At 73.3% G+C, this 25,360-nt stretch carries 24 protein-coding genes; 15 read left to right on the plus strand and 9 right to left on the minus strand.

Annotation, left to right across the window (positions count from 1 at the left end; translation table 11 throughout):
• Nucleotides 1-7: 7 nt before the first annotated feature.
• Entirely contained in the window at nucleotides 8-898 is an 891-nt protein-coding gene (locus ACI78U_RS00705; protein WP_456873356.1) for a potassium channel family protein, read from the minus strand.
• 47 nt (nucleotides 899-945) lie between these two features.
• On the opposite strand from ACI78U_RS00705, the gene ACI78U_RS00710 reads away from it, so the two are divergent.
• Nucleotides 946-1,470, plus strand: a complete 525-nt coding sequence (locus ACI78U_RS00710; RefSeq protein WP_456873357.1) for a DUF421 domain-containing protein — start codon at nucleotides 946-948, stop codon at nucleotides 1,468-1,470.
• A 331-nt stretch (nucleotides 1,471-1,801) separates the two neighbouring features.
• On the opposite strand, the gene ACI78U_RS00715 is transcribed toward ACI78U_RS00710, so the two are convergent.
• From ACI78U_RS00715 to ACI78U_RS00725, 3 genes are all read right to left on the minus strand, one after another.
• On the minus strand, nucleotides 1,802-2,296 hold the full coding sequence (locus ACI78U_RS00715; RefSeq protein ID WP_456873358.1) for a hypothetical protein: 495 nt from the start codon (nucleotides 2,294-2,296) through the stop codon (nucleotides 1,802-1,804).
• 91 nt (nucleotides 2,297-2,387) lie between these two features.
• The gene (locus ACI78U_RS00720; RefSeq protein WP_456873359.1) at nucleotides 2,388-3,131 is read right to left on the minus strand and encodes an LmeA family phospholipid-binding protein; all 744 of its coding nucleotides are present in this window, start codon (nucleotides 3,129-3,131) and stop codon (nucleotides 2,388-2,390) included.
• Nucleotides 3,128-5,341 carry an MMPL family transporter gene (locus ACI78U_RS00725; protein ID WP_456873360.1) on the minus strand — a complete coding sequence of 738 codons (2,214 nt, stop codon included), beginning with the start codon at nucleotides 5,339-5,341 and terminating at the stop codon, nucleotides 3,128-3,130. The genes ACI78U_RS00720 and ACI78U_RS00725 overlap by 4 nt, the downstream gene beginning before the upstream one ends.
• A gap of 192 nt (nucleotides 5,342-5,533) precedes the next feature.
• Between ACI78U_RS00725 and ACI78U_RS00730 the strand changes: the two genes are divergently transcribed.
• Nucleotides 5,534-5,998 carry a hypothetical protein gene (locus tag ACI78U_RS00730; RefSeq protein WP_456873361.1) on the plus strand — a complete coding sequence of 155 codons (465 nt, stop codon included), beginning with the start codon at nucleotides 5,534-5,536 and terminating at the stop codon, nucleotides 5,996-5,998.
• Nucleotides 5,999-6,681: 683 nt separating this feature from the next.
• Entirely contained in the window at nucleotides 6,682-7,089 is a 408-nt protein-coding gene (locus ACI78U_RS00735) for a four-helix bundle copper-binding protein (protein WP_456873362.1), read from the plus strand.
• Nucleotides 7,090-7,108: 19 nt separating this feature from the next.
• Here ACI78U_RS00735 and ACI78U_RS00740 read toward each other — a convergent pair whose 3' ends face one another.
• The gene (locus ACI78U_RS00740; RefSeq protein WP_456873363.1) at nucleotides 7,109-7,432 is read right to left on the minus strand and encodes an STAS domain-containing protein; all 324 of its coding nucleotides are present in this window, start codon (nucleotides 7,430-7,432) and stop codon (nucleotides 7,109-7,111) included.
• Nucleotides 7,433-7,769: 337 nt separating this feature from the next.
• On the opposite strand from ACI78U_RS00740, the gene ACI78U_RS00745 reads away from it, so the two are divergent.
• From ACI78U_RS00745 to ACI78U_RS00760, 4 genes are all read left to right on the plus strand, one after another.
• Entirely contained in the window at nucleotides 7,770-8,447 is a 678-nt protein-coding gene (locus tag ACI78U_RS00745) for a response regulator (RefSeq protein WP_456873364.1), read from the plus strand.
• On the plus strand, nucleotides 8,444-9,913 hold the full coding sequence (locus ACI78U_RS00750; RefSeq protein WP_456873365.1) for an ATP-binding protein: 1,470 nt from the start codon (nucleotides 8,444-8,446) through the stop codon (nucleotides 9,911-9,913). The genes ACI78U_RS00745 and ACI78U_RS00750 overlap by 4 nt, the downstream gene beginning before the upstream one ends.
• Nucleotides 9,910-10,539, plus strand: a complete 630-nt coding sequence (locus tag ACI78U_RS00755) for a GerMN domain-containing protein (RefSeq protein ID WP_456873366.1) — start codon at nucleotides 9,910-9,912, stop codon at nucleotides 10,537-10,539. The genes ACI78U_RS00750 and ACI78U_RS00755 overlap by 4 nt, the downstream gene beginning before the upstream one ends.
• Nucleotides 10,540-10,672: 133 nt before the next feature.
• The gene (locus tag ACI78U_RS00760) at nucleotides 10,673-11,335 is read left to right on the plus strand and encodes a hypothetical protein (protein ID WP_456873367.1); all 663 of its coding nucleotides are present in this window, start codon (nucleotides 10,673-10,675) and stop codon (nucleotides 11,333-11,335) included.
• Between the two features lie 42 nt (nucleotides 11,336-11,377).
• Here the strand turns inward: ACI78U_RS00760 and ACI78U_RS00765 are convergent, their stop codons facing one another.
• Nucleotides 11,378-12,193, minus strand: coding sequence for a hypothetical protein (locus tag ACI78U_RS00765; RefSeq protein WP_456873368.1), 816 nt, complete (start codon nucleotides 12,191-12,193; stop codon nucleotides 11,378-11,380).
• A 2-nt stretch (nucleotides 12,194-12,195) separates the two neighbouring features.
• Nucleotides 12,196-12,732: a hypothetical protein gene (locus ACI78U_RS00770; RefSeq protein WP_456873369.1), complete on the minus strand. Its 537-nt coding sequence runs from the start codon at nucleotides 12,730-12,732 to the stop codon at nucleotides 12,196-12,198.
• A 408-nt stretch (nucleotides 12,733-13,140) separates the two neighbouring features.
• On the opposite strand from ACI78U_RS00770, the gene ACI78U_RS00775 reads away from it, so the two are divergent.
• The 6 genes from ACI78U_RS00775 to ACI78U_RS00800 all read left to right on the plus strand — a co-directional run bounded on the left by ACI78U_RS00775 (nucleotide 13,141) and on the right by ACI78U_RS00800 (nucleotide 21,578).
• Nucleotides 13,141-14,214: an AI-2E family transporter gene (locus ACI78U_RS00775; RefSeq protein ID WP_456873370.1), complete on the plus strand. Its 1,074-nt coding sequence runs from the start codon at nucleotides 13,141-13,143 to the stop codon at nucleotides 14,212-14,214.
• A gap of 112 nt (nucleotides 14,215-14,326) precedes the next feature.
• Nucleotides 14,327-15,688, plus strand: coding sequence for an extracellular solute-binding protein (locus tag ACI78U_RS00780; RefSeq protein WP_456873371.1), 1,362 nt, complete (start codon nucleotides 14,327-14,329; stop codon nucleotides 15,686-15,688).
• Nucleotides 15,689-15,815: 127 nt separating this feature from the next.
• A complete protein-coding gene (locus tag ACI78U_RS00785; protein ID WP_456873372.1) occupies nucleotides 15,816-16,361 on the plus strand; it encodes a hypothetical protein in 546 nt (181 codons plus the stop codon).
• A gap of 1,126 nt (nucleotides 16,362-17,487) precedes the next feature.
• On the plus strand, nucleotides 17,488-19,020 hold the full coding sequence (locus ACI78U_RS00790) for a phosphatase PAP2 family protein (RefSeq protein ID WP_456873373.1): 1,533 nt from the start codon (nucleotides 17,488-17,490) through the stop codon (nucleotides 19,018-19,020).
• Between the two features lie 145 nt (nucleotides 19,021-19,165).
• Complete coding sequence (locus ACI78U_RS00795; RefSeq protein ID WP_456873374.1) at nucleotides 19,166-20,047, plus strand: metallophosphoesterase; 882 nt, start codon at nucleotides 19,166-19,168, stop codon at nucleotides 20,045-20,047.
• A 115-nt stretch (nucleotides 20,048-20,162) separates the two neighbouring features.
• The gene (locus ACI78U_RS00800; protein ID WP_456873375.1) at nucleotides 20,163-21,578 is read left to right on the plus strand and encodes a metallophosphoesterase; all 1,416 of its coding nucleotides are present in this window, start codon (nucleotides 20,163-20,165) and stop codon (nucleotides 21,576-21,578) included.
• A gap of 87 nt (nucleotides 21,579-21,665) precedes the next feature.
• Here the strand turns inward: ACI78U_RS00800 and ACI78U_RS00805 are convergent, their stop codons facing one another.
• Both ACI78U_RS00805 and ACI78U_RS00810 read right to left on the minus strand, forming a co-directional pair.
• Nucleotides 21,666-22,142, minus strand: a complete 477-nt coding sequence (locus ACI78U_RS00805; RefSeq protein WP_456873376.1) for a hypothetical protein — start codon at nucleotides 22,140-22,142, stop codon at nucleotides 21,666-21,668.
• Between the two features lie 436 nt (nucleotides 22,143-22,578).
• Nucleotides 22,579-23,277, minus strand: coding sequence for a hypothetical protein (locus tag ACI78U_RS00810; RefSeq protein WP_456873377.1), 699 nt, complete (start codon nucleotides 23,275-23,277; stop codon nucleotides 22,579-22,581).
• Between the two features lie 546 nt (nucleotides 23,278-23,823).
• Between ACI78U_RS00810 and ACI78U_RS00815 the strand changes: the two genes are divergently transcribed.
• On the plus strand, nucleotides 23,824-24,714 hold the full coding sequence (locus tag ACI78U_RS00815; protein ID WP_456873378.1) for an alpha/beta fold hydrolase: 891 nt from the start codon (nucleotides 23,824-23,826) through the stop codon (nucleotides 24,712-24,714).
• Nucleotides 24,711-25,334, plus strand: coding sequence for a hypothetical protein (locus ACI78U_RS00820; RefSeq protein WP_456873379.1), 624 nt, complete (start codon nucleotides 24,711-24,713; stop codon nucleotides 25,332-25,334). The genes ACI78U_RS00815 and ACI78U_RS00820 overlap by 4 nt, the downstream gene beginning before the upstream one ends.
• The last annotated feature ends 26 nt before the right edge of the window (nucleotides 25,335-25,360 follow it).

The raw sequence follows: 25,360 nt of genomic DNA on the forward strand, positions 1-25,360 counted from the left end.
TCCGGGGTCACCGTGCGCCCGCGACCTCCTGCCCGTGGTCGCGCGCGTAGGCCGAGGCGATTGCCCCGACCGAGCCACCCACGCGGAGGAACTGCTCGTCCACCACACGCAGGTAGTCCCCGACCGCTGTGATCAGCAGCTCGCCGGCGTAGCGGGCGTCGACACCCGGTGAGCGACCGGCCCGCTCGCCCAGGTCGAGCAGCACCCCCAGCATCGCCGGGAGGGAGGCATCAGGGTCACCGTCGCGGAAGTAGTAGGTCTCCGCGTACTGGGTGAGATCGACCCGCAGCTGCGCGAGCCCGACGGCGAGGTCCTGCAGGAGCGGGGCGGCGAGACCGGACTGTGGGTCGGCGACCAGTGCGGCCGTGTCCACCCTCCGCAGCAGGGACACGCGCACCGCCAGCGCACGACGCCGGGTCAAGGCCGGGTACACCTGCAGGACCCAGGAGACCGCGGCGGTGATCAGCGCGAAACCGATGAGCGCCTGGACGGGCACCGCGATACGCAACCAGTCCGCCGACGGGACGATGTCACCGAAGCCCAGCGTCGCCAGGGTCACGGTGGACAGGTAGACGGCGTCCAGCAGACCCGCGCGGGACACGGGATCGAGCGTGCTGCCGAAGAGGAACCCGTCCGGCAGGTGCGGCCAGTACACCAGCGCCCACCCCAGCAGGATGAGGACGACCCAGGCCAGCACGACGACGACCATCGCCAGCGGCCCGGTGAGCGGCCCCAGCGCCCGACGTCGGCGCCCGACGCGCCAGACCCCACTCATGAGCCGGCGACTGAGCCCACCGCGACCACTGGGATGCCAGATGGTGTGGAAGATGTCGCGTAGCGCCACCAGCACCACGACCGCGCCGCCTGCAGTCACGAGCCACGCCAGACCACCCGTCACCTGCCGAGCGTGCCAGGAGCCGGTCACACCACGGGTAGGAGCGCTCCATGTGGTTCGACTCCTGGTCCGACATCATCCGGATCCTCGTCGTCGGCACGGCGGCCTACTTCGCCCTCGTCGTCCTGCTGCGCGTCTCCGGCAAGCGGACACTGGCCAAGCTCAACGCCTTCGACTGGGTGGTCAGCGTGGCCCTCGGCTCCACCCTCGCCACCGTCCTGCTGAGCAGCGACGTCTCCTGGAGCGAGGGGGCCGTCGCCCTGGCCCTGCTCGCCGCCCTGCAGTTCGCCGTCGCCCGGACGACGACCTGGCTACCTCGAGGACGCAGCGTGATCACCGCCGAGCCGACCCTCCTCCTCGAGGACGGCCATCCTCTTCCCGATGCGCTCGGCCGGCAGCGGATCACAGTGAGCGAGCTGCGCCAGGCCATCCGTGCCAGCGGGTCCGGTGACCTGTCCTCGGTGGCCGCCGTCGTCCTCGAGACCGACGGGTCGATGAGCGTCATCACCACGGAGAAGGCCGGGAACCGGTCAGCGCTCGAGGGGGTCGCGGGACGGACCGACCGCGAGCAGTGATGGCCTGCACCGCCCCTGCCGATGCCTCTCTGAGCGGGGCGTGGCCGCCCAGGTCGGAAAGTGCCCCGCACGGACCTCGACTGTGCGGAAGTCTGCGACCCACCGCCCCTCCCGGCCACGTGACCGTGCCGGCAAGGTGGGTGGTCCCACCTCGCCGGGACGACGGGGCACGTGCACCCGGGCGCCCAGCGCAGGTCAGGCGGCCTGTGCCCGGCACCGCGCTGGGTCCACCGGGCCGGGTGCGCTGACCGCCCAGGTCCCGGCCTCGATCCGCCGGCGACGAGGCGTGATCCGCCCGTCGCGTCCCCCACCGCTCAGCGGCAGACCTCCGTCAGCCCAGGGAGGCGGTCATCGTCACGGAGTCGTCGGTGACGGTGGTGCACTCGAGGGTCAGCGGACCTGCCGAGACGCGTTCGCCCTGACTGCAGGAGAACTCGCGATCGCCGACCTGCAGCGTCGCTCGTCCGTCCGCGAGGGCGGACACGGCGAGTCGGGTCCCCAGGACCTCGGTCTCGGCTCCGTTCCCCGTGAGGGTGACCGAGCAGGAGGTGCCGGAGCAGTCGACGTCGGCGCTCGTCTCGTCCGTACCGCTCGCTCCGGCGCTGCCGGTGTCCTGCGACCCGGACGCGGTGTCCTGCGGCTCGGACGTCTCTGCCGGCGGGCTCGTGTCCTCAGCGGCAGACGACTCCGTCGCGGTGACCTCGGGAGAGGCGTCGGCGTCCGCGGGGTCCGACGCGTCGCCGCATCCGGCCAGCGGCACCAGGAGCAGCGCTCCCGCGAGCACGGCAGAGGCGCCCCGGCGGTGGTGGATCGTCCTCGATCTCATGGAGCCGACGGTAGGAAGGAAGGACGGGGACCTCTCGGCGGATCCGGATTCGTCATGGCACTGTAACGGCGCTCTCCCCCGCCGCCGGGGCTCAGGAGCCGAAGACCACGTCTCGGCCGGCGGTCCGGACCGCGAGACCCGACGACCTCGCCGTGACCTCCACGGTGCCCTGCTCGAAGAGGAGTGCGTCCAGCGGTACCGGGAAGGTGAACCGCTGGGTCGTCAACAGCTCCCCGATGCCCTCGAGCGGCTGACCGGCGTCCAGCCGGGTGGGTCGCACGAGCAGCGCGCCCTCCTCCGCCTCGACACGGGCGAGGGCCGACACCGTGCGGAGCTCGCCCAGGACGTCGACGGACCCGGTGAAGCGCACCTGTCCGTTCTCCTCCGGCTCGACGTCCAGGTCCCGACCGGCGAAGCCCAGGTAGCGGTCCAGGTCGTCGTAGGTCACCAGGGCCTCTTCCTCGGACCGTTCGGCGAACACGTGGTCGGTGCTGCCGTCGACCAGGTCGTGGAAGGAGAGGTAGACGCCCTCGAGCCGCGCCGTGTGGTCGACCAGTCGCAGCGGACCGGAGGAGATGGACCCCACTTCCACAACGACGTCGTCGTAGCGGCCGCGGAGTGCCTGCACCAGCACCGGGCCGCCGTGGATCTCCACGGTCGGCCGTTCGAGCCCACCGGTCTGCTCCTGCACGGTGCGGGCCAGCACCGACTCCGCCCCGGACCGCGCCAGCCACTCGGCCGCCCACAGCAGCAACGCGGTCCCCAGGACCACGGTCACCGCCAGGACGACGGTGCGGCGTCCCCTGCGGGCCCGGGACCGCTGGTCGGCGCTCACGTCCGCTCACCTGCCACCGCCGTTGACGCGGCCGCGGCGGCCTGGCGGTCGGACTCCTCCTGCAGGAGCCCGTCCTGCTCCTGCACCCCGGGACGTCCGCTGGTCGTCCGGATGCGACCGCCCGGCCAACCGGCGCTGCGGCCGAGCAGCGTGAGCACTGCGGGGGTGAGCACCGGCCGGATGAGGAACGTGTCGATGAGCAGCCCCACCGCCATCGTGAAGGCGATCTGGCGGAAGGTGCTCAGCGGGATGATCGCCACCATGGCGAAGGTGGCGGCCAGAATGAGCCCTGCGGCGCTGATCGCCCGCGCGGTGGCGGGCATGGCGACGGCGATCGCCTGCGCCAGCGGACGTCGCGCGGCCTGATCCCAGATCGCCCCGACGGCGAAGACGTTGTAGTCCGAGCCCAGAGCCAGCAGCAGGACCGCAGTGGCGAAGGGCACGAAGAAGGTGAGGCCCGGTTCCCCGAGCAGACCCTGGAAGACCAGGACCGTCAGTCCCAGCGCGGCCGCGACCCCCAGGGCACTCAGCACGAGCAGCACCACGGGGGCCAGCAGGGCCCGGAGGAACAACGCCAGGATGACCAGCTCCACCAGGAGCACCGCGAGGAGCGTGCGCTCCAGGTTCTCGCGTGTGATGACGGCCAGCTCGCTGGCCAGCGCCGTCTGTCCGGTGACCCCCACGGTCACGTCGTCGAGCCCGGCCTCGGCGAGGAGTCCGTCCAGGCGGTCCTGCAGCCGCCTCAGATCGGCGACCGCCGGGGCCGCCAGCGGATCGCTGTCGAGAACGACGACGAACCGCGCTGCGTTCCCGTCCTGCGAGAAGACGATGCCGTACTCCTCGGGCAGGGGATTCTGTGCCGGCCCCAGGACCTCCGCGACACCGGGTTGGGCGGTCAGCGCGTCCTGGAACCGCGTGAGGGCCTCCCGCTGCCCGGCCACCCCCTCCCCCTCGACGATGACCTCGGTAGGTGCGGTGACGCCGCGGACGCCGCTGTCCTCCAGCACCTGCGCGCCCCGCTGCACCGGGTCGTCCCGGGGCAGTCCGGTGGTGAAGGACACCCCGAGCCGCATGTCGGCCAGCGGGAGCGCCGCCGGGACGAGGACGGCGACGCCGAGGACCAGCCCGACCACGGCCCCTCGTCGGCCGGAGAGGGTCCGTGCCAGCCACCGGGTGCCCCGCCCGGCGCTCGTCTCAAGGGACCGGCCGCCGGCGACCCGCGACGGTGCGAACAGCCGCGGCCCGAGGATCGCCAGCAGGGCCGGGACGAGTGTGAGCGACACGAACAGGGCCACCAGCACGGTCAGCGCCAGCGCCGGGCCGAAGGCCCGGAACAGGGCGAAGTCGGCGACCAACAGGGCCGCCGTCCCCGCTGCGACGGTCACCCCGGCGACCGCCACGATGGGGCCCTCCGTCAGGACGACGCGGCGGGCTGCCTCGTGCCGGTGCAGGCCCCGGTCGAGCTGCCGCCGGTAGCCGGAGAAGAAGAGCACGCAGTAGTCGGTGACCACCCCGATGAGCAGGGCTGCGGTCAGCGGCCGGAGCTGGTCGGACACGGCGAAGCCGAAGGCGGAGGCGGCGGTGGTCAGGACGCGCAGGGCGACGATGTAGGCGAGCCCGGCGACCAGCAGGACGACCACCGGCGCGATGACCGAGCGGAAGGTGACCGCGACCACGAGCGCGATGAGGACGAGCGTCGCGACCTCGAACACGTGGAGGCGCGCCTCCAGGTACTCCGCCTGGGCGACCCGCGCCGGCGTGAGCCCCGTGACGTAGGTCTGCACCGAGGCCTGGTTGTGGAAGTGACCGGCGTACTGGCGGGCCAGGGAGGTCGCCTCCGACAAGGACGTCCCGCGCGTGACGTAGAGGTAAGTGACCGCGGTGTCGGAGCTGGAGGTGGGCAGTGGCACTCCTGCGACGATCTGCCTCCCGGTGGGGGGCACGGTGCCCTCGATCTGCGCCTGGGTGTGAGCCAGGGCCCACAGGGCGACGTCGGCGCGGGTCAGGGGGTCCAGCCCCTCGGGGTCGTGCACGACGACGGAGGTCTCCGAGAGCACCGGCACCCGGAAGAGCGCCAGGCTGCGCTCTTGGACGGCCACCGCCTCGCTGTTCGGAGGCAGCAGCCCGCCGATGTCGTCGTCCCCGCCGCCGTTGCTGGACGACGGGAGCGCGACCGCGGCCACGGCTGCGGCGAGCCAACCCAGCAGCACGACCCAGCGCCCCGCCACCACGGCCGTACGTGCGGCCCCGGAGACCGCGTGCAGCGCACGCACCAGGGCTGCGCGTGGCCCCCTACGGCGCCGCGGGGTCACCGCGGCCTCCCGCTGAGCCGTCCTCCGCGCGTATCGCGGTCCGGGCAGGGTACGTCCCGCCGTGCCGCACTGCCGGGTGGGAGGACCTCCATGGCGCAGCCTGACGAGCGGGACCACGAGCCCCGTCGATGGGACCGGGGCTGGGCCGGCTGGCTGTCGGCCGGAACCTTCGTCCTCGGACTGCTCGCCGGGGTGCTGCTCGTCGGGCTGCTCGGCCAGGATCCGCCCCCCGCACCCCGATCGGGTTCGGCGCCGGCGTCAGAAGCGGGCGACCCGACGGCGGTCACGGCTGGACCGACCGGCCGCGTCGAGGTCAACGCGGCGTGCCTACGGGCGTTCAACGCTGCCCAGGACATCGCCGCGGCCGTCGAGGACCTGGGAGCCGCCGCGGCGGCGCTGGACGCCGCCCAGCTCGACGAGGTGATCCGCCGGCTGCAGCCGCTCCAGGCGCGCTTGCAGGAGAACACCGCCGCCTGCGAGTCGACCGGGTCGGCACCGACGGACGCCGCCTCACCGTCCCCGACGCCGTCCGCCCCGGCATCTCCGCCGGACTGAGGACGCGCCTGCCCGGTCTCTGCCCATCGGCCCTCAGCCCCCGCTGCACGCCCGGCCGCGCCGCGGGCCGGTCCGGGAGGACACCGCCATGCGCCCGCCGGTTCCGACACCGGCCGACAGTCAAGGCGCGCGGAGACGGCGGCCACGGCGAGCCTCAGCCGCCCGCCGAGCCCAGGACCACGTCGACCACCACGGTTCCGCGCGTCCGCACCCGACGGTCACGGCCGGGACCGCACGCCCACCTCGGACGCCGGGGCCCCGCCGCTGAGCGGACCTCCCCGCGGAGGGCGGAGCCCTGCCCCTCCACCGCGATGCCCAGTGCGTGGCCGTCGGAGGACAGGATCGACGCCGAGGTCACACAGTCGTCCACGTCGTCCTCGGGCAGTCCCCCGTCGAGGAGACCGTCGACGTGCACCGGCCAGGACTCCCCCTTCTCATACGGCGTGCGTGTCCCCCGGGGTTCGGCGATCCGGTCGATGCGGGACATCGAGGCTCCTCCCACATGTCCGGTCCCCTGGCATTGACCCCGTCCCGGCTACCCCGCCAGGAGGGGGGAAGCGCCGACAGGCTCGTGACGGTTCTGTGACACCGGTCAGCTCCGGGTCACCCCCGGGTAGGGCATACCGGGCCGGTGTCCGTGCGGACACGTGCCGGACGTCCGCCGCCGACTCGAGGAGGAAGCCGTGACCGTCGCCGGACAGATGCTGGAGACGTATCCGAAGGACCTCGGCGGGGTCGACCGTCAGCAGCTGCAGGAGTGCGTCGAGGCCTGCGTCGAGTGCGCTCAGGCGTGCACCGCCTGCGCCGACGCCTGCCTGTCGGAGGACATGGTCGCCGATCTGACGAAGTGCATCCGCACCAACCTCGACTGCGCCGATGTCTGCGAGGCCACCGGTCGGGTGTTGTCCCGGCACACCGGCTATGACGCGAACCTCACCCGGGCCGTCCTCGAGGCCTGTGCTGCCGCGTGCAAGGCCTGCGGCGACGAGTGCGGGACGCACGCGGGGATGCACGAGCACTGCCGGGTGTGCTCGGAGGCCTGCCGGCGCTGCGAGACGGCCTGCCGGGAGCTCCTCGCCGGACTGCGCTGACGAGGGCCGCGCGGGCCCCTCAGCCGGGCCAGTTCACCAGCGCCACGCGACCACCCTCCGCAGCCACGTGCTCCTCCAGGGAACGCACGGCGTCCACGGCGGCCGCGTCCGCCGGCACACCGCCGAGGTCGAGGACGACCCCTGAGCAGCCTCCCTGCCGCAGCGCGTCCACCGTGCCGCGCAGCATGTCCGCTGCGCGGCCGTCGAGACGACCACGCGCACGGATCCGACCGGTGCGGCGGTCGATCGCCTCGGTGAAGCAGGCCTCGCCGGGTCTCGGTGAAGCGGAGGCGGCCGCGCCAGACTCCTGGGTGTCCCGACCGTCAGGACGGGGGAGCTCCATCGTGTCGAGCCCTCCTCTCCGTGACCCGGGCGGGCATCTCCCGCCGATGGGCCTCAGCGTGCTCCGACCTCCGGGCAGCTCCAACGGGTCGGCGGCGTTCGTCACGAGGTCGTCGCATCCGGCGCCCGTACAGGACCATCGCGAGTGGGGCGCCCACACCGCCGCCTCGTCCCACCCCACTCCGCCCGAGCAGGGATCGATGACGATTCCGTGACATCGAGGCGCCGTCGCGTTCCCCTCACGCGGGGCGGGTCACCGTGTCAGGCAGATCGTGAACCGGACCGCAGCGTTCCGGGAGGGCTAGTAGAGAGGGAACGGGGTGAGCAGACTCTCCGACGTGTCCAGATCCGTGCTCATCGTCGAGGACGACCCCCGGGTCCGCCGCATCGTGCAGATGACACTGCAGCGCGAGGGACTGCAGGTCACCGAGGCCGACAGTGGCGAGGCAGGGCTCGCGCGCCTCGAGGAGCGGGACTTCGACGTCATCCTCCTCGACCTCATGCTGCCGGGCAGGGACGGGTTCGAGGTCTGCCGTGAGATCCGCCGGACCTCCAACGTGCCGATCATTATGGTCACCGCCCGGGGCGACAGCCACGACGTCGTGGCGGGCCTGGAGGCCGGGGCCGACGACTACGTGTCCAAGCCCTTCGTGCCAAAGGAGCTGTCTGCACGGATCCGTGCCCTCGCGCGCCGGACCCGCGTCCCCGAGCCGCGGGTGCGCATCACGCTGGGAGACCTGGAGATAGCTCCCCAGGAGGGCACGGTGACCCGCGGTGGCGACCCGGTCAACCTGACCCGGACCGAGTTCCGACTGTTGTGCGAGCTGGCCGGTGACCCCGGACGGGTGCTCAGCCGGGAGGAGCTGCTGGAACGGGTGTGGGGATACGACTACTTCGGCGACTCACGGCTCGTGGACGTGCACGTCCGGCGGTTGCGCAAGAAGGTCGAGGAAGACCCCGGCAACCCGACCGTGGTGACGACCGTGCGGGGCATGGGCTATCGCGTGCCCGGATGACCGTGACCCGCTCGCGCCCGGGCCCGTCCGGGGCGACGGGCACCGTCCCTGAGCCAGGGGACCGCCCACCCGCGTCGCTACCTCGCCCCGGCCGTCCCCGCACACTGCGGGGACGGGCCACGCTGGCGTTCACCGCGGTCACCCTGGTCATCTCCGGGGTGCTCGCGGCGGCGGTCTGGACCGCGGTCTCGCAGTACCTCCTCGTGCAGCGCGAGCGGACCACCCTGGTCCAGACCGCGGCCAACGCCGCCCAGGTGCAGCGCGCCCTGGGCAACGAGGGACTGACAGTCCCCCAGCTGCTCGCGGCGCTCCCGCGGGAGACCGGCTCGGTCTCCCTGTACGTCGACGACGGCCAGTGGGTGACCACCTCACTGCTCCTCGGCCGAGACGACCTCCCCGCCGGACTCACGCAGACCGTCGTAGAGGGCACTGCCGCACGGCAGCGGATCGAGGTAGGGGGACAGACGATGATGGCCGTGGGCATCCCCCTCGCCCGACTCGACGAGGCGTACTTCGAGGTCTTCCCCCTCGACGAGCTCGACAAGACCTACCGAGCGTTGGGCGTGGGCCTGGCCGGAGCCCTCGCCGGACTGATCCCGCTGTCACTGGCCGTGGGCTGGTGGGTGACCGGTCCCGCCCTGCGGCCGTTGGACCGCATCTCCCGCGCTGCCCGGGCGATCGCCGAAGGCGACGTGTCGGCCCGGATCGACCCCCACGGGGACCCGTCCCTGGTTCCCATCGCCTCCTCGTTCAACCGGACCGCGGCCGCTCTCGAGACCCGGGTCCGCGCCGACGCCCGGTTCGCCGCCGACGTCAGCCACGAGCTCCGCACCCCGCTAACGGCGATGCTCGGCGCACTCGACCTCGTCGAGAGCGGCGCCGAGCGACTGCCGCCTGACGGTCAGGAGGGGCTCACCCTGCTCCGCTCGGAAGTGCTCCGGTTCGAACGGCTGGTCGCCGACCTGCTGGAGATCTCCCGCGCCGACGCCGGCAACGCCGACCTCGTCGTCGAAGAGGTGCGACTGGCCGCTCTCGTCGAGGAGGCCCTGGCCCGGCGCAGGCTGGCGGGGTTCGGTACGGCGCGCCTCGAGGTCCGCACGGACGCCGGCGAGGCGGTGATCCACGCCGACAAGCGCCGTCTGGAGAGGGTCCTGAGCAACCTGATGGACAACGCGGACAAGCACGGCGACGGGCTGTCCTCGGTCACCGTCGCCCGCGGGGCCACCACCGCCTGCGTGCTGATCGACGACGACGGTCCAGGGGTCCCGGAGGAGGAGCGGGGGCGGGTCTTCGAACGCTTCGCGCGTGGCAGCGGGGGGATCCGCACGCGGACGGAGGGAGCCGGACTGGGGCTCGCGCTCGTGGCCCGGCACGTGCAGGCGATGGGAGGGACCGTGACCGTGGGCGAGAGTCCTTCCGGTGGCGCCCGCTTCGCCGTCGAGCTCCCGGTGCAGCCGGTCCGATGAGATCCCCGGCCGGCGCCCTCCGCACCGTCGCGCTGCTGGTCGCGGCATCACTGGTGGTCGGGTGCGGGGTACGTCCCCAGGATGCTCCCGAGACCGTCAGTCCCGCTGCCGCGCCGTCGCCGACCCCGCCCGGCGACACCGCCACGACGGGACCACAGCTGACCGTCTTCCTCGTCCGCGGCGCCGATCTCGTCCCAGTCCAGCGGCGCACCGATGCCGCCACCGTCCAGGCGGCGCTGGAGCAGTTGGTGGAAGGGCCCTCCCGTGCGGAGGCGGGCACGGGGATCCGGACGGCGCTCCCGCCGGAGGTGGTCGGCGTCGAGGAGGTCGGTGTCGGAGGCATCGTCACGGTTGCGGTGACCCGCGGGTTCACCGGCATCACCGGCGGCAACCAGCTGCTCGCGGTGGCACAGGTGGTGTGGACGCTCAGCGACCTCCCCACCATCAGCGGTGTCCGCTTCGTCGTGGACGGGACGCCCGTGGAGGTCCCCACGGACGTCGGGCTGAGCGACCGGCCGGTGAACCGCGACGACTACCGGACGGTCGCGCCCGTCGAGCCGGCGTCGTCCACTCCTCCCCCGGGGGAGGCGGGCGCCCCGAGCGGAACACCCACACCACCACGCTGACGCGGGCGGCAGGCGTCCCGGCGGCAGGGCTGTGTGATGAACGCATGACATCTCACGCGGGCAGGTGAGGACGGACGGTGAGCGGAGCACGTCCTGGGTCGCCCTCGGACACCCGACCCGGACGGAGGAACCCATGGCAGCCAGCACACCGTGGTTGCGGCCCACCAGCGGCACCCGGACCGTCCTGCAGCGGGCGGTGCGGCTGGCGGCGGCGGTCGGCCTCGCCCCCCTCGTCGTGCTCGGTGCCCTGTACTCGCCGGCTCCGTCGCTGCTCGTCGGTGTGGCTGTGGCCGGAGTGACCGGCGTCTTGCTCCGGCTGCTGCACCGGGCGTCGATCCCCGACCTGCCACCTCTGCCCCATCCCGCGGTGGCCGCCGTGTCGGCGGGCCTGCTGCCGGCGGCCGTCGCAGGGACCGGGACGCTCGACCTGCTGCCCTTCGGGATCCTCGCCGGCACCGTGGCTCCAGCGCTCGCCGTCGGGTGGTGGGTGGGATCCGCGCCGGAACTCCCTCCCGGCGCCACCGCCACGGCCGCTGTCCAGGACGCGGAACGGACGCCCCTGCAGCACCTTCTGCCCACCCTCCCGGTCGACGTCCTGTTCTGGGAGTGGCGCGATGTGAGCGGGCAGGCCCCATTCGACGGCAAGGACTCCGGGATCCGACAGCTGTGGCGGGCCATGCTCGTCGCGGAGCTGCGCCGGCGCGACCCCGACGGGACGACACGGTGGCTCTCGGAGCCCCCCGGTGTCCCGCCCGACGGCTACGTGCACGACAGCGAGGACGGGACCAGGTGGTGATGGCGGTGCCCGGGCACGCACGCCGAGCCTGCCCGACGGTCCTCACTCCCCCAGTGCGGTGACCACGGAGAGCAGGCCCGCGTACAACACCAGACCGGTCAGGAACCAGGGGTAGCTGGACCGCCCCGTGGCCGGCAGCTCCTCCTTGAAGACGTTGAGCAGGATGGAACCACCCAGCAGTGCCGTCAGGACCGCGACGAGCAGGGTGCTCGTCGGTGCGAACAACGCGTCGAGGAGCCAGCCCACGACCAACGCACCGGCGAGCACCAGGCGCCCGGTGCGTGGGAAGCGCCGCGGGTAGTGCTCCTCCAGTGACCGGTCGGTGAGGACGAAGTGCAGTCCCATCGCCACGGTGAACAACACGGCGAACGCCACGCCGGTGCGGAGCCGCAGCGCCATCGTGTAGGTGATGAGGACGTTGTAGACGGAGAACGCCCCGACGTGCAGCCAGTAGACACCGGCGGGCTCCTCGGCCGGGACCGGCTGCGCGTCGCCGGTCCGCGACGGGGCGGGCGCGCGCCGGTCGGCCAGCCGCTGCAAGCCGTAGAACGCCGCGAACCCACCCAGCGCGACCATGAAAATGCCGAGGTCGACCAGAGGCGTGGGGTCGACGACATCACCCAGCGCCTCCCCGACCGCCTCGTTGCCCTCGGCGATCTCCGGCAACAGGTGCAGGAAGACGTACGCCACCGCCAGCCCGCCGGCGAACGAGGTGGTCGCCCGCTCGGGGACCAGGGGCAACCGCCGGACGTGCGGGGCGGCCAGGTGGAGTCCGGCCAGTAGCGCCGTCAGCGCGAGCGCCCCCACGACGCTCTGGGTCGTGGTCAGCAAGCTCTCCACGGCCGCGCCCTCGGCCACCGTCAGTCCTGGTCCAGCAGGTTGACGTCGACCGCGGCGATGTAGGGGCCGTCCTCGAAGACCGCGAATCCCTCGTCGAGCAGGTCGACGCCGAGGTCCTCCTCCACCTCCGGCAGGACGAACGTCCCCACGTCCCCGGTGACCTGCGCGGTGTAGCCCGGCAGCAGCGTCACCCCGTCGCTGGTCGGACGGGTGACCAGGGTCGCCATGTCGCCTTCCCCGATCACGAAGGTCTGCGGGCTGAGCACCTCGACGATCTCGCCGCGCACGGTGACCGGTTCGTCGGTGAACGACCCGGGGTCGTCGAAGAACGCGACGGAGTCGTCCTCGTTCGGCGCCTCGGCGATGTCCTGCTCGGAGGCGTCGTCCTGCAGGTCGTCGAGATCCCCGAGGTCCTCGGCGCCCTCCTCGTTGAGGTCCTCGAGTGTTGTCCCTCGGTCCTGCGGTTCGTCGCCGCAGGCAGCCAGGCCGAGTCCGGCCGACGCTGCGACGGCGACGACGGTGAGCACTCGGCCGGTCCGGGTCCGGATGGTGGACACGGCTCCTCCTCGGTGGGTGTGGGCGTCTTCAGGTCCGACCGCTGACGGGGCGGTCGAACCCGACAGCGGACTGCCCGCCACGCTCCGGAGCTCTCGCACTCGGCCTCCTTCGTCACGTGCTCGCAACGTCGCCTGTCGACCGGGTGACGGGGCCGTGACCGCCGCGCCGGTGTGCCGGAGCGGTCCAGCGTGGGTGCGGTCCGCGCGAACGACGTCGCCGGTGGCCATGACGGCCGCGTGACGACCCGCCGCCGCAGCACGCGGTGTCCCTGGGGACCTCCCGACACTGGGGTCGTGGACGGTCGCCGTGCTGGAGCCGAGCTGCCCCATCCGCACGCCGACGGCCGGCCGGGGAGCGTGCCGACCGAGATCGGGATCGAGCCGCCGCCAGCTCCGCCGGATGTCCGCGTGCCTGCCTGGACGGTCCGGACCCTGTCGCGATGTGGCGCGGTCCTGGGTCTGGCCGGGGTGGTCTGGGTGGTCTGGCGGCTCGTGGTGAGCCTGCCGTTCCTGAGCCTCACCGCCGCCCTCTCGGTCGTCCTCGCGGCCGCGGCGGCACCGCTCGCCGCGAGGTTGCGACGGACGGGGCTGACCGACGGATGGGCCGCGCTGGTGTGCGTCCTGCTCTTCTCGGCCGGACTGGTCGCCTTGGGGGCACTCGTCGGGTTCCGCACGACGGCGGCGTTGCGGGACCTGACCCGGCCGCTGGCCGCCGCGGTCGACCGCGTCAGGGTCTGGCTGGTCGAGGGCCCGCTCGAGTTGGACTCCGCCCAGGTCACCGATCTGCGCAACCGGCTCGTCAGCTGGCTGTTCGAGGTCACCCCGGACCCTGCCGAGGGCGCCCGGACGGTGCTCGCCGCGGCGGCCGGCCTGTTCCTCGTCCTGTTCCTGACCTTCTTCCTGCTCAAGGACGGACGGCGGATGTGGTCATGGTTCCTGGTGCGCACACCCGTCGGGCGACGCTCCCAGGTGGACGGAGCCGGCCGCGCCGCCTGGCGCACGCTGAGCCGCTACACCGGCGGCCTCGTGGTCGTCGCACTGATCGACGCCGTCGGCATCGGTCTGGCCCTCCTGCTGTTGGGCGTGCCCCTGTGGATCTCGCTGACCCTCCTGACCTTCCTCGGCGCGTTCGTCCCCCTGCTCGGGGCCACGGTCAGCGGTGTGGTCGCCGTGCTGGTGACCATGGTGACCAACGGGGTCGCCGACGCGGCGGTCGTCCTCGTCGTCGTGCTGGTGGTCCAGCAGCTCGAGGGAAACGTCCTGCAGCCGCTGGTGATGCAGCGGGCGGTGTCGCTGCACCCCGTCGTCACGCTAGGCGCGGTGACCGCGGGCACCCTGCTGCTCGGCATCGCCGGGGCCCTCCTGGCGGTCCCCGTGGTGGCCGTGGTGTACCGGGTGGCCGAGCACGTCCGGACACACCCGGTGGTCACGCAGCCGTCACATCCCGCCCCCGATCCCGGCACCGGTGTGACATCCCGCTGACGACCGGCCGCGACCGGGAGTGCGGTCCCGACTCCGGGACCACGGTGGAGGTGCCGGTCCGGTGTCCCCCGTCGCCGGACCGGCCCGCACAGGACGACGACCGGAGGCGATCGTGGCACCCCCCGTTGAGCACACCCGTCCGGACCGCAGCACCGGCGTCGGCTCGCGCGCTCGCGCGCGGGGCCGGAGGGCCGGCGGCCTCCTCGCCGGCCTGCTCGTGGCCTCCACGCTGGCGGCCTGCGGCGGGGGCGAGGGCGGGGACGACGCCGCCCCGACCCTCACCTGGTACACCAACCCCGACTCGGGCGGCCAGGCGGAGATCGCGCGCCGGTGCACCGACGCGGCCGACGGCGCCTACGAGATCCGCACCTCCCGGCTCCCCCGGGACGCCAACGCCCAGCGCGAGCAGCTGGTCCGCCGCCTCGCGGCCGAGGACGCCTCCATCGACCTGATGAGCCTCGACCCGCCCTACATCCCGGAGTTCGCCCAGGCCGGCTTCCTCGCCGACGTCCCCGAGGACGTCGAAGAACGCGTCACCGAAGGCGTCGTCGAGAGCGCAGTCGAGGGGTCGACCTGGGACGGCGAGCTGGTCGCCGTCCCGTTCTGGGCCAACACCCAGCTTCTGTGGTATCGCACGTCCGTCGCCGAGGCCGCCGGCCTCGACATGTCCCAGCCGGTGACCTGGGACCAGATCATCGACGCCGCACAGCGCACCGGCACCGACATCGGCGCCCAGGGCGCCCGGGCGGAGTCGCTGACCGTGTGGCTCAACGCGCTCATCGAGTCCGCCGGCGGCTCGATCATCAGCGAGAACGCCGAGTACCCCGAGCGGATCGAGCTGGGACTGACCTCGGACGCCGGCGTGCGCGCGGCCGAGGTGATGAAGGCGGTGGCGACCTCGGGCGTCGCCGGTGCCGCGTTCTCCGGAGAGACCGAGGACGCCTCGGCAACCGCCTTCGAGGGGCCCGACGGCGGCTTTATGGTCAACTGGCCGTTCATCTGGCCCCGGGCCCTGACCGCCGTGGAGGCGGGCACGCTGGACCCGTCGGTGCCGGCCGACTACGGCTGGGCGATGTACCCGCGGGTCAACGCCGACGATCCGGCACGGCCGCCCTACGGCGGCATCAACCTGGGCGTGGGTGCGTTCAGCCGCCATCCCGACCTGGCGTTCGCCGCCGCCGAGTGCATCGTCTCCGACGAGAACCAGGCCTACTACTTCACCACCAACGGCAACCCGGCCTCCTCGGTCGCGGTCTACGACGACCCGGCGGTGCTCGAGGCGTTCCCGCAGGCCCCGCTGATCCGGGAGTCCCTCCAGCAGGCCGCGCCGCGACCCCAGACCGCCTACTACAACGAGGTCTCGTTCGGGCTCCAGCGCACGTACCACCCGCCGGAGGAGATCGTCCCCGGGGTCACCGGCGAGGAGGCGACCGCACTGATCCAGGCGGTGCTGGGCGGAGAACAGCTGCTCTGACCTCGCGGCTCTGCACCCGGCGGCCGACCCGCCACCGCTGCCCGCGGATACGGGGCGCCGAGGCCTGAAGACGGCTGACTGGCAACAACGAGCCGGGGATCCCCTCGGCGGACCGAGAGGAACCGCCATGCGCACCGTCCTGTCCCGCAGATCGCTCCCCGCCCGCGTCGGCGTCGCCGCGGCAGTCACCGCCGCAAGCCTCGGACTGGCCGCCTGTGGGGCGGACACCTCCGGCACCGAGGTCGGCGCCGATGTCGAGGACGTCACCGAGGACACGGGAGCCGTCGAGCCGCTCGTTGACGAGCCGCTCGCCGCCGAGCCTTACGTCGGGGCCTACGACGCCGCCTTCTCCACCGACATCGGCTCCTACGCCGGCCAGGTGGTCAGTCTGTCCGCCGACGTTGCTCAGGTGGTCACCTCCGAGGCATTCACCATCGCCGGCACCGATGACACCGCCGTCGAGGAGCTGCTGGTCGTGGGCGCCACCGGAGACACCCCGCTGTCTCCCGAGACCACCGTCCGCGTCACCGGCACGGTTCGGGAGTCATTCGAGGTGACCGAGGTCGAGGAGGAGCTCGGGGTGGACCTCGACGACGCCCGCTTCGAGCCGTGGCAACAGGAGCCCTACGTGATCGCCGAGGACGTCGAGATCATGCCCGACGCACAGGGCTGAGGACGACTCGCTCGGCCCGCCCCGGTCCTGCTACGGAACCATTACACGTTCGGGACGACCCGGCGACACACGCCGTTCTCGCCGCTCGGCGGGGCAGGAGGGAGACGGGTCGCCGGCCGACGACCCCGTCCCCGGTACCACCCGGCGAGGAGGGACCGGACCATGGCTTCGACCACCGGCTCGGCCGGAGCGGACGCCAGCGCCGACGTGATCCGGGAGGTCTGGCGGCCCGGTGCCGCGGAGCCCGTCACCGTCCACGTCCGCCCGGAGCTGTTCTCCCGACTCCTTGAGGGCCGGCTGCGTGGTCCCGCACCGGCGGTTCGCGCACCCGTCGGTAGATCCGTCCCCCTCGTCGTTGACGACGGGATACCTCCCTTCCCTGGCTTCGAGGTCCACCGCGCCGTCGCCCGGGAGGAGGGACCGGCGCACCGCCCCGAGCGGCACCCCGGAGTCGCGCACGACCGTGTCGACACCGTGCTCGTGCTCGACCCGGCCGGTGGGTGTCGGCCGGTGGGCGACGCCCTGGACCGGGCGGGCGGTCCCCGGTGACGACCGGGACGGAAGCCGCAGGCTCCGGACCCGGCGACGATCGACGGCGGTCGCAGCGGCGTCCTTCCCGAGCACTTGCGCTGGTCGTGGGCGTGGTCGTGGGCGTGGTCCTGGGCCCGGAGTGGAGGAGGTGACCGCGGCGGTGACGGGTGGCCCAGCCGGGCCCATCCGCACGGCGCCCCCGGCGGACTTGCAGGGGTCCGCGGCGCTCGCGGGGACCCGAGCGGGCACGCGGACCCTCCCGGGAGCCGCTGACCCGACGCCGGCGGGACCGTCTCGCAGCGCGATCGCGACCACCGTCATCCCGGCGTCACACCGCCCGCGAGTGCGACGCCGTTCCGTGTCGACCCGGTGACGATGCCCCGGGAGCCGCGTACGGGGAGCGCGGGCGCGGGCACCGGTGCCCTGTCGTCGTCGATCTGGGGCGCTGCAGGAGGGAGCCACGATGGGAGGGTCTCCAGCACGGACACCTCCGCCGTCGCCGCTGCCGAAGACACGATCACCGGGGCACTGCCCGTCGCCCAGCCCATCCGAGGCGCTCGGCCGTCCCCGACAGACACCGTCGAAGTCCTCGAGCGTGTCGGCTGACCGGTGTTCCCGGACCTGGGCGGCCGGGAGCACGAGCGAGCCCCCGGCGGCGCCGGACCATGTCCTCGACGGCGGTGCTGCGGACACCACCGGGCTCGGTCGCTTCGGCACGCGCGCCCTGCTCGGTTGGGCCGCAGTCGCCTTCGGCCTGATCCCGTTCGTCCTGCTGTGGCTGCTCGTGCAGCGCTCGTGGCCCCCGCTGGCCGGCCTCGACGGCGACATCGCCGCCGACCTGAACGACGCCGTCAGCGGATCGCCGGCGCTGGTGTCGCTGCTCGCCGCCCTGACCGACCTGGGTGGCACCGCGACCGCCGTCCTGCTGCTGACGCTCACGACCGTCTTCCTGGTGATCCGCCGACGGCGGCGCCTGGCGGCGTTCGTGGCGACGACGGGGCTGGGGCTCGCGTTGCTCGTGCCGGTGACGAAGGCCGTGGTCGACCGGGCCAGGCCGGTCGTGGAGTCGCCGGTGGTGCAGACACCGTCGAACGCCAGCTTCCCCAGTGGGCACGCCATGACCGCCCTCGTGACCTGGGGGGTGCTGCTCCTGGTCTGCCTGCCGGGCGTCCGGCGCCGGGCGCGGCCGTGGATGGTCGCCGCCACCGTCGTCCTCGTCGCCGTCATCGGCGCCACCCGGCTGGCCCTGGGGGTGCACTTCGTGTCCGACGTGCTCGCCGGCTGGGCGCTCGGGGCCGGGTGGCTCGGCGCCACGACCGCGTCGTTCCGCGCGTGGCAACACGACCGCGGTCCGAGTTCCGGGGAGCCGCTGGATCCCCTGGACGTCGCCCCGGACGAGGCGGCCCAGCTGGCTCCCGACCCGGCGCCGGCGCTGCTCGGGGGCCGACGGGCTGCGACGCTCCTGGTGGTCGTCGCACTCGCGGTCGCCGGGCTGGTCGTCGGGCTCGGACTGCTGGTCACCGGCGCGCTGACCGACACGTGGCTGGGACGCGTCGACCGCGACGTCGTCGCCTGGTTTGCCGGGCTGCGCAGCAGCGGGCTGACCACCGTCATGGAGGCGGTGGGCTCCCTGGGCGGTACCCGGACCGTGGTCGCCGTCGGCCTGTCTCTCGCTGTGCTCTCCCTGGCCGTGGCCGCGCACTGGCGGCCGGTGGTCTTCGTCGTCACCACGCTGGCCGGCGAGGTCGTCCTCTACTGGGGCGTCGCGCAGATGGTCGACCGGGTCCGGCCAGCCGTCGCCGACCTCACCTCGGGCCTGCCCACCGCCGCCAGCTGGCCCTCCGGGCACGCCGCCGCGGCGACCGCGGTGTACGGGGGGACGGCTGCGCTCGTCCTGGCCTACGGCCGGCGACGGGGACGCTGGACGGTGCTCGTCCTGCCCGGCCTCCTGGCTCCCGCCGTCGGGATCAGCCGGCTGTACGTGGCCGCCCACCACCCCACGGACGTCCTGGCCGGTCTCCTGCTCGGCGGACTCTGGGTCGTCGCCTGCGCCCGCGTCCTGCTCCCGCCCACCGGTCGTGGCAGCCGGGCCGGAGCAGGTGCGTGGAGGACGGAGGCCGCGCGGTGAACGCGCGCGGCGCCCGCGGCGGGCCGCGCAGCCGTCCTCGTTCCCGCTGCGAGCCACGTGGCGCCCCTAAGCCAGCACAGCGCGCAGCCACGCTCCTGCAGCAGCCGCTCGGGCGCGCCCGGATCACCCACGGACGGAGGGCATCGTGGCCCACTGGCTGAGACGGATCGGCGCCGCGCTCGGCCTCCTGCTGGTGCTGGCGCTCGTCTACGGGGTGTTCGTCGAACCCCGGCTCATCCTGGACGAGGAGCGCGCCGAGGTCCCGATGCCCCGCGTCGGGGACGGGCTGGCCGGCACCGAGGTAGCTGTCGTCTCCGACCTCCAGCTCGGCATGTGGCTCGCCAACACCGGCATGGTGGAACGGGCGGTGGAGTCCATCGTGGCCGCGGAGCCCGACGTCGCGCTGCTCGGCGGGGACTTCGTCTACAGCACCGACCCGAGCATCGACGAGCAGGTCGACGCCCTGCTGCAGCTCCTGGGGCCACTGTTGGACTCCGGCATCCCGACCTTCGCCGTCCTCGGCAACCACGACCACGCCGTCGACGCGGCCGACGAGTTGACGACCGCGCTCGAGGACGCCGGCGTGCCGGTCCTGCTCAACGAGGCCGCGCCGGTGCCCGGACTCGTGGGTGCGGACGGACGGGCGCTGTACGTGGTCGGCATCGGTCCCGACACCCCTGGCCTCGCCGACGTGGACGAGGCGCTGGCCGACGTACCCGACGACGCCCCCCGCGTGGTACTGATGCACAACCCGACCGTCTTCCCGGAGCTGCCGCCGGGCAGCGCGCCGCTGACCCTCGCCGGGCACACCCACTGCGGCCAGGTCGCACTTCCTGGCACACCGCAGTGGGCCTATCTGGCACTGACCAGCGAAGAACGGATCGTCGCCGACGGCTGGGCGCCGGAAGGCTACGGCGCGGCGGGCAACCGCATGTTCGTGACCTGCGGGATCGGCTTCAGCCTGGCTCCCATCCGGATCAACGCCCCGCCACAGGTGGCCTTCTTCGACCTGCGCCCCGGTGACTGACGAACCCGGCACCACCGATCCCACCCCCGAGGAGACCCGTGCCCGACGCCATGCTCCCCGCTGACCGCCGCGCGACGGCTGCCGTTGCCCGGTGCGGCCGTCAGGTGCGCCGCTCGTGAGCACCGAGACGCACTTCGAGCCCTTCCTCCATCTCGTAGACGTCGGCCCCGACCGGGCACTCGTGGCCTGGGGTGGCTTCTGGTTCCGCCGCGACGACCCGACCGGCCGCTGGCGCGTGCTCGCAGGCGGTGACCTGGACGACGTGGCCCCCGGACGCACCGGCAGCATCGGCGCGACGGCCGAGCCCTACGGGACCGCCGTGGTCGAGGTGATCGATTCCGCAGGTCGGGTCGTCGCCACGGCACGGACGGCGGATGCCGCCTCGACGTGGGTCACGGGACTGGCTCCCGACACCTGCTACCGCTACCGCGTGACCATCGGCGGTTCCCCGTGGGCGGAGGGAGAACGGTGGGACTGGGGGCCGGTCCCCCGCGGCGGGCTCGATCTCCGGCCCGCGGGCCGGTCTTACACGCCGGTCTTCCGCACCCACCCGGCACCCGACGTCCGGGCGCCACTGCGCTTCGCCGTGCTCGGCGACTACGGCGTCGGTACCGTCGCCGACACCGAGGCGGGACGCCGCCAGCGCCGAGTGGCGAACGTCCTCGACCGAGTGGTCGACGACCCCGGCATCCGCCTCGTCATCACGGTCGGGGACAACGTCTACGCCACACCCGGCTGTCGGGGCTCCGAGGGCAGCGGCGACCGGGACGACGACTGGTACGGCAGCTTCTACCAGCCCTACCGGTACACCCTGGCGAGGGTCCCGCTGTACCCGGCCGTGGGCAACCACGACACCGCCGACGAGGAGTCCAGCGACGACCGCGCCCAGCTGCGGGACAACTTCCACACCGAGGCCCGGTTCGGACCGCACACGACCGCGTCGCGATCCTCGCTTGACCCCGGCATGTTCTACCGGTTCGGCTACGGCAGGGACGTCGAGTTCGTCTGCATCGACACCTCACTGGCGCGCCGGCTGCCTACCGAGCACTTCTTCGAGGACCCCCGCCATCGCGACTACCTCGAGGAGGCGCTCTCCGCTCCCGCCGAGGGCGGGCCTCGGTGGCGCTTACCCTTCTCCCACCACCCGGCGTACTGCGCCGGCCCCAGCCACTCCAACACCACGGCGATGGTCGAGCACCTCGTGCCGCTGTTCGAGCGCGCGGGGATCCGGGCCGCCTTCGCCGGGCACGAGCACAACTTCCAGGTGTCGCGACAGGGCGGCACCACCTATCTGGTGTCCGGCGCCGGAGGGCAGCTGCGCGAGGACGACCCCGACGACCTCGCCGCCGCCGGCACCATCGCCTGGGCGGCTCAGGCTCACCTGCTGCTCGCCCACCTCGACGGCGCGAGCCTGACGGTCACGCCCGTCGCCGCCCTCGGGCCCGACGGCGCGCTGGAGTCGGTCACACCGCGCGCTCCTGACGGCTCCCTGGTCGAGGTCCCACTCGTGATCCCCCTGACCGACGACTGACCCCAGCGACCCGTCGTTCACCGGGTGCGTCCACGCGAGCGCCCCGCGACCGCATCAGAGGACCGGCCGCGGGGCGCTACGCGGCGATCAGCCCTGGGTCTGCTCCTGCAGGACCTCCGCGCGGTCCGCTGCGATGGCGACCTCCCCGTCGAAGGTGGAGAAGAACGCGTCCGGGTCGTCGAAGAGCTCGTCGGCGGCGATGCCGAAGTCCTGCTCGAAGGAGTCGCGCTGCACCTCCACGACCGTCCCGGAGACACGGACGACGTCGTCGACCTCCAGCTGTGCCGGCGGACTGGCCATGACGACCGCGATCGGCTCCCCCGTCTCGTTGCCGATGCGGAAGGCGCTGCCCACGTCGGTGCTGGTGATGACCTCCGAGACCCCGGCGCTCACCGTGACGTCCTGACCGATCAGCGCCTGCGCGTCCTCGAAGACCCCGTCCTCGTCCTCGACCGCTGGATCCACCGGGGCGTCGGCATCCGGGACGCCGTCCTCCAGTCCGCCGACCCGGTCCTCCAGCGCGGCCAGGTCGTCCTCGATCTGCTGCAGGTCCTCCGTGGTCACCGCGCCCGCCTCCGGGCCCGCCGAATCCCCACAGGCGGCCAGGCCGCCCACTCCGATCGCCGCTGCCAGCAGGGCAGCGGCCGTCCGTCCGGCTCGCCTGGCACCGACCGCCGTTCCGCGTCCGCTCGTGCTCATCACTGCTCCTCTGTTGCTCGTGGGCCGCCCGATCGAGCAGCCCGCGGGTAGGTGGGACGTCGACTGCGTGCCCGGCCCCGCGGCCCGGACGCCGGTCGTGGGGCTTCTGACACCCATCCGCAAGCCGGGCGCAACATCGGCGAGGACCTGCTCGCGGGGTCGTCCCCACCCGGCCGGGAAGCACCGAGGAGGAGCCCCCGACCGGGCCACGTCCCCGCCGACGACGAGGCACCCGGCCTCAGCAGGGCCGGGTGCCTCGGTGTACGCGATGGACCGGGCCCAGGTGCAGGCCGCCCGGAACTCACCGCCGATGCGGCACGTCCTCCCCGGTCGTGCTGCGCTCCTCGGTCCCGCCGAGCGGTTCGCGGTCGATGACGTAGTTGTCGGTCACGGTCACCCCGGGAGCCGTCAGGGGCACGACCGTCTGCGGCTCGGAGCCCCGGCCCGAGCGCTGCGCCTCGACGACCGGGCGCCGCATCCGGCCGCCCAGCATGCCGCCGAGGGCAGCCAGCACCACACCGGCCAGTAGGGACCAGAAGCTGACCCACAGTGCCGACTGGACGGTGAACCCGCCTCCGGCGGTACCGAGGGGGCCACCCACGGTCGCCTGACCGTCCTGCAGACCGGCGCCCAGCTGATCGGTTAGGTTCAGCGCGCCCGGGACGAGGGCCGTGAGGGACAGGACGAACAGCAGCCCCCAGGCGGTCAGCCCGTTGGTCACCCCCGCACCTCCACCGCGAGGACCAGCGAGGAACCCGGCGAGGAAGCCGGCCAACATCAGTGCGACGGCCGCGGTCACCCCCAGGAACCAGCCGATGTTGCCGCTGACCCAGCCGCTGCTGTCGCCCCCGTCCACGCTGTAGGCCAGCGCCAGCCACAGGACGTTCATCAGGGCGAAGAACCCCAGGGCGATGACCACCCCGGCGACCACCGGCCCCCAACGGACCAGGTCGGTGGTGCGTCCAGGCGTCCGGACATCCTGCACGGTGCTCGTGGCCATGCTCCTCACTCCTCGGGTCGTGGATCGACTGGCCGGCCGCGACGTGGAGGCCGGCCCTCGGGATGGCGGCACTTGCCGCCGTCACCGTCCGTCGAGCCCGCCGCGGCCCTCGAGGCATGGCTCGAACGGATCGGTGACACCGGTTCCCTGCCCGCCGCTGTGTCGGTCAGCCGCCCTACCGCCGGGCCGTCACCCAGGCGTAACGGCCGCGCGGTATCGGCCCGAGGAACCGTCGCGCAACCGTCATGCACCCGGTCGACTCCCCGGCGCCGGACAACGGATCGCGACGAGGTCCACGGCAGGCGACGGCCGCGGCGTGGCCGGCGCCGCCTCACAGAGATCTTGTTCCGCTGCGGGTGAGCAGCCAGACGTGACGGTCCGGTGACATCCCGGTCGTCCGCCGCGTTCGGCCGTGCGGCCGGGGCACCGTCGGCAGGACGAGCCCGCTCACCACAGGGCCGGACGGTCGAGAGGAGAAGCCGCGATGTCAGCGCCGGTTGCCGACCCGGGACACATGGCTCCACCGGTTCGAACGGGGGAACCACGATGACCGACCTGACCTCGTTCGACGGGACCAGGCTCGCGCTGACCCTCAGCGGCCCGCCGGCCGCCCCTGCCGTGGTCCTGGTGCACGGCCTCGGCCTGTCCACCGAGTCGTGGGGGGACGTGCCGTGCCGACTGGCCGACCGGCACCGGGTCGTCGCCTACGACCTCCGCGGGCACGCGCAGAGCGGGGACGCCCGCTCCGGTGACTACTCACTGGAGGCACACGCCCGCGACCTCCTCGCTGTCCTCGCCCGCTGTCTGGAGGACCGTCCCGAGGCGGTGGTGGTCGGGCACAGCCTGGGCGGCGGGGTCGTCCTGGCCGCCGCGAGCCTGGAAGGCACCGCCCGGATGGCGGGCGTGGTCTTCGCCGGGTCCGGCGGCTCCGGGATCACCGCCCCGGGCCTGCCGGCACGGGGCCTCCCCGCACCGCTGGCCGCCGCCCTGCAGCGGGGATGGTTCGGGCTCCTGCGCGCCACGGCGCTCGTGGGACGCTGGCTGCGGTCTGTGGAGGGCATCTCGGACCGGCTGGTACGGCGCTACGCCTTCGCGCCCGACGAGCCCCCCGATCTGGTGGCCCGGGTGCGGGAGAGCTTCCTGTCTAGCCGGCCACGAGCGCTGGCGGGGACCACCCTCGCCAGCGTGAGCAACGACGGGGTCCGGCTGGCACCGGCCCTCGACGTCCCCGCGCTGGTCCTCCACGGCGGTGCCGACCCCGAGGTCCCGGCGGAGGAGGCACGGGCACTGGTGGCCGCGCTCCCCCGCGCCGAGCTGGTCGAGCTGCCGGACGCCGGCCACATGTTGCCCCTGACCCACGGCGCGATCGTCGCCCGGCAGATCGCCCGGTGGGCCTCCGACTGCCTCCCCCGGACGACACGAGGAGCGGACCGATGACCCGCCCAGCGACCCGCTTCACCCGAACCCGTCAGTCGGTCCTGGCCGTCGGCGTGCTGCTGGCGGTGAGCGCGTGCACCGTCGACGAGGAGGACGCACCCCTCGAGGAGCCCGGCCCCGAGGTCGACGGCGGCGCGATCGGGCCCGACGTCCAGATCGGCGACGACCTCGCCCTGGTACAGGTCCAGCTGGAGTACCCGCTCGACGGCGTGTACGAGGAGGGCGAGGAGGCCCGCCTGTTCTTCGGGATCACCAACAGTGGCGGCGAGCCGGCCAGCCTGGTCGACGTCAGCGGACCGGACTTCGGCGGCGTCCGGGTCGAGGGAGCCGACAGCACCGGCCTGCCACTCCAGGTGGACGCGAACGACAACCTCTACGTCGGCGCCGAGGGCCCACCCGACGTCACCCTGCTCGACCTCGAGCAGTCCCTGCGCTCCTCCCAGTCCATACCCGTGACCTTCACCTTCGCCGAGGCCGGCGAGGTCACGATCGAGGTCCCGGTGTCCGCCGAAGGACAGAGCCCCGTCCCACCCTTCGACTTCCCGAACGACGATCCCGACCAGGACCCCACCGAGGAGGACGCACCGGCGACCACGGCACCGTCGTCCTCGGCGTCCTGACAGCCGCCGCGAGCGGCCCGTCGCAG

The organism is Geodermatophilus sp. SYSU D00710 (assembly GCF_054050195.1).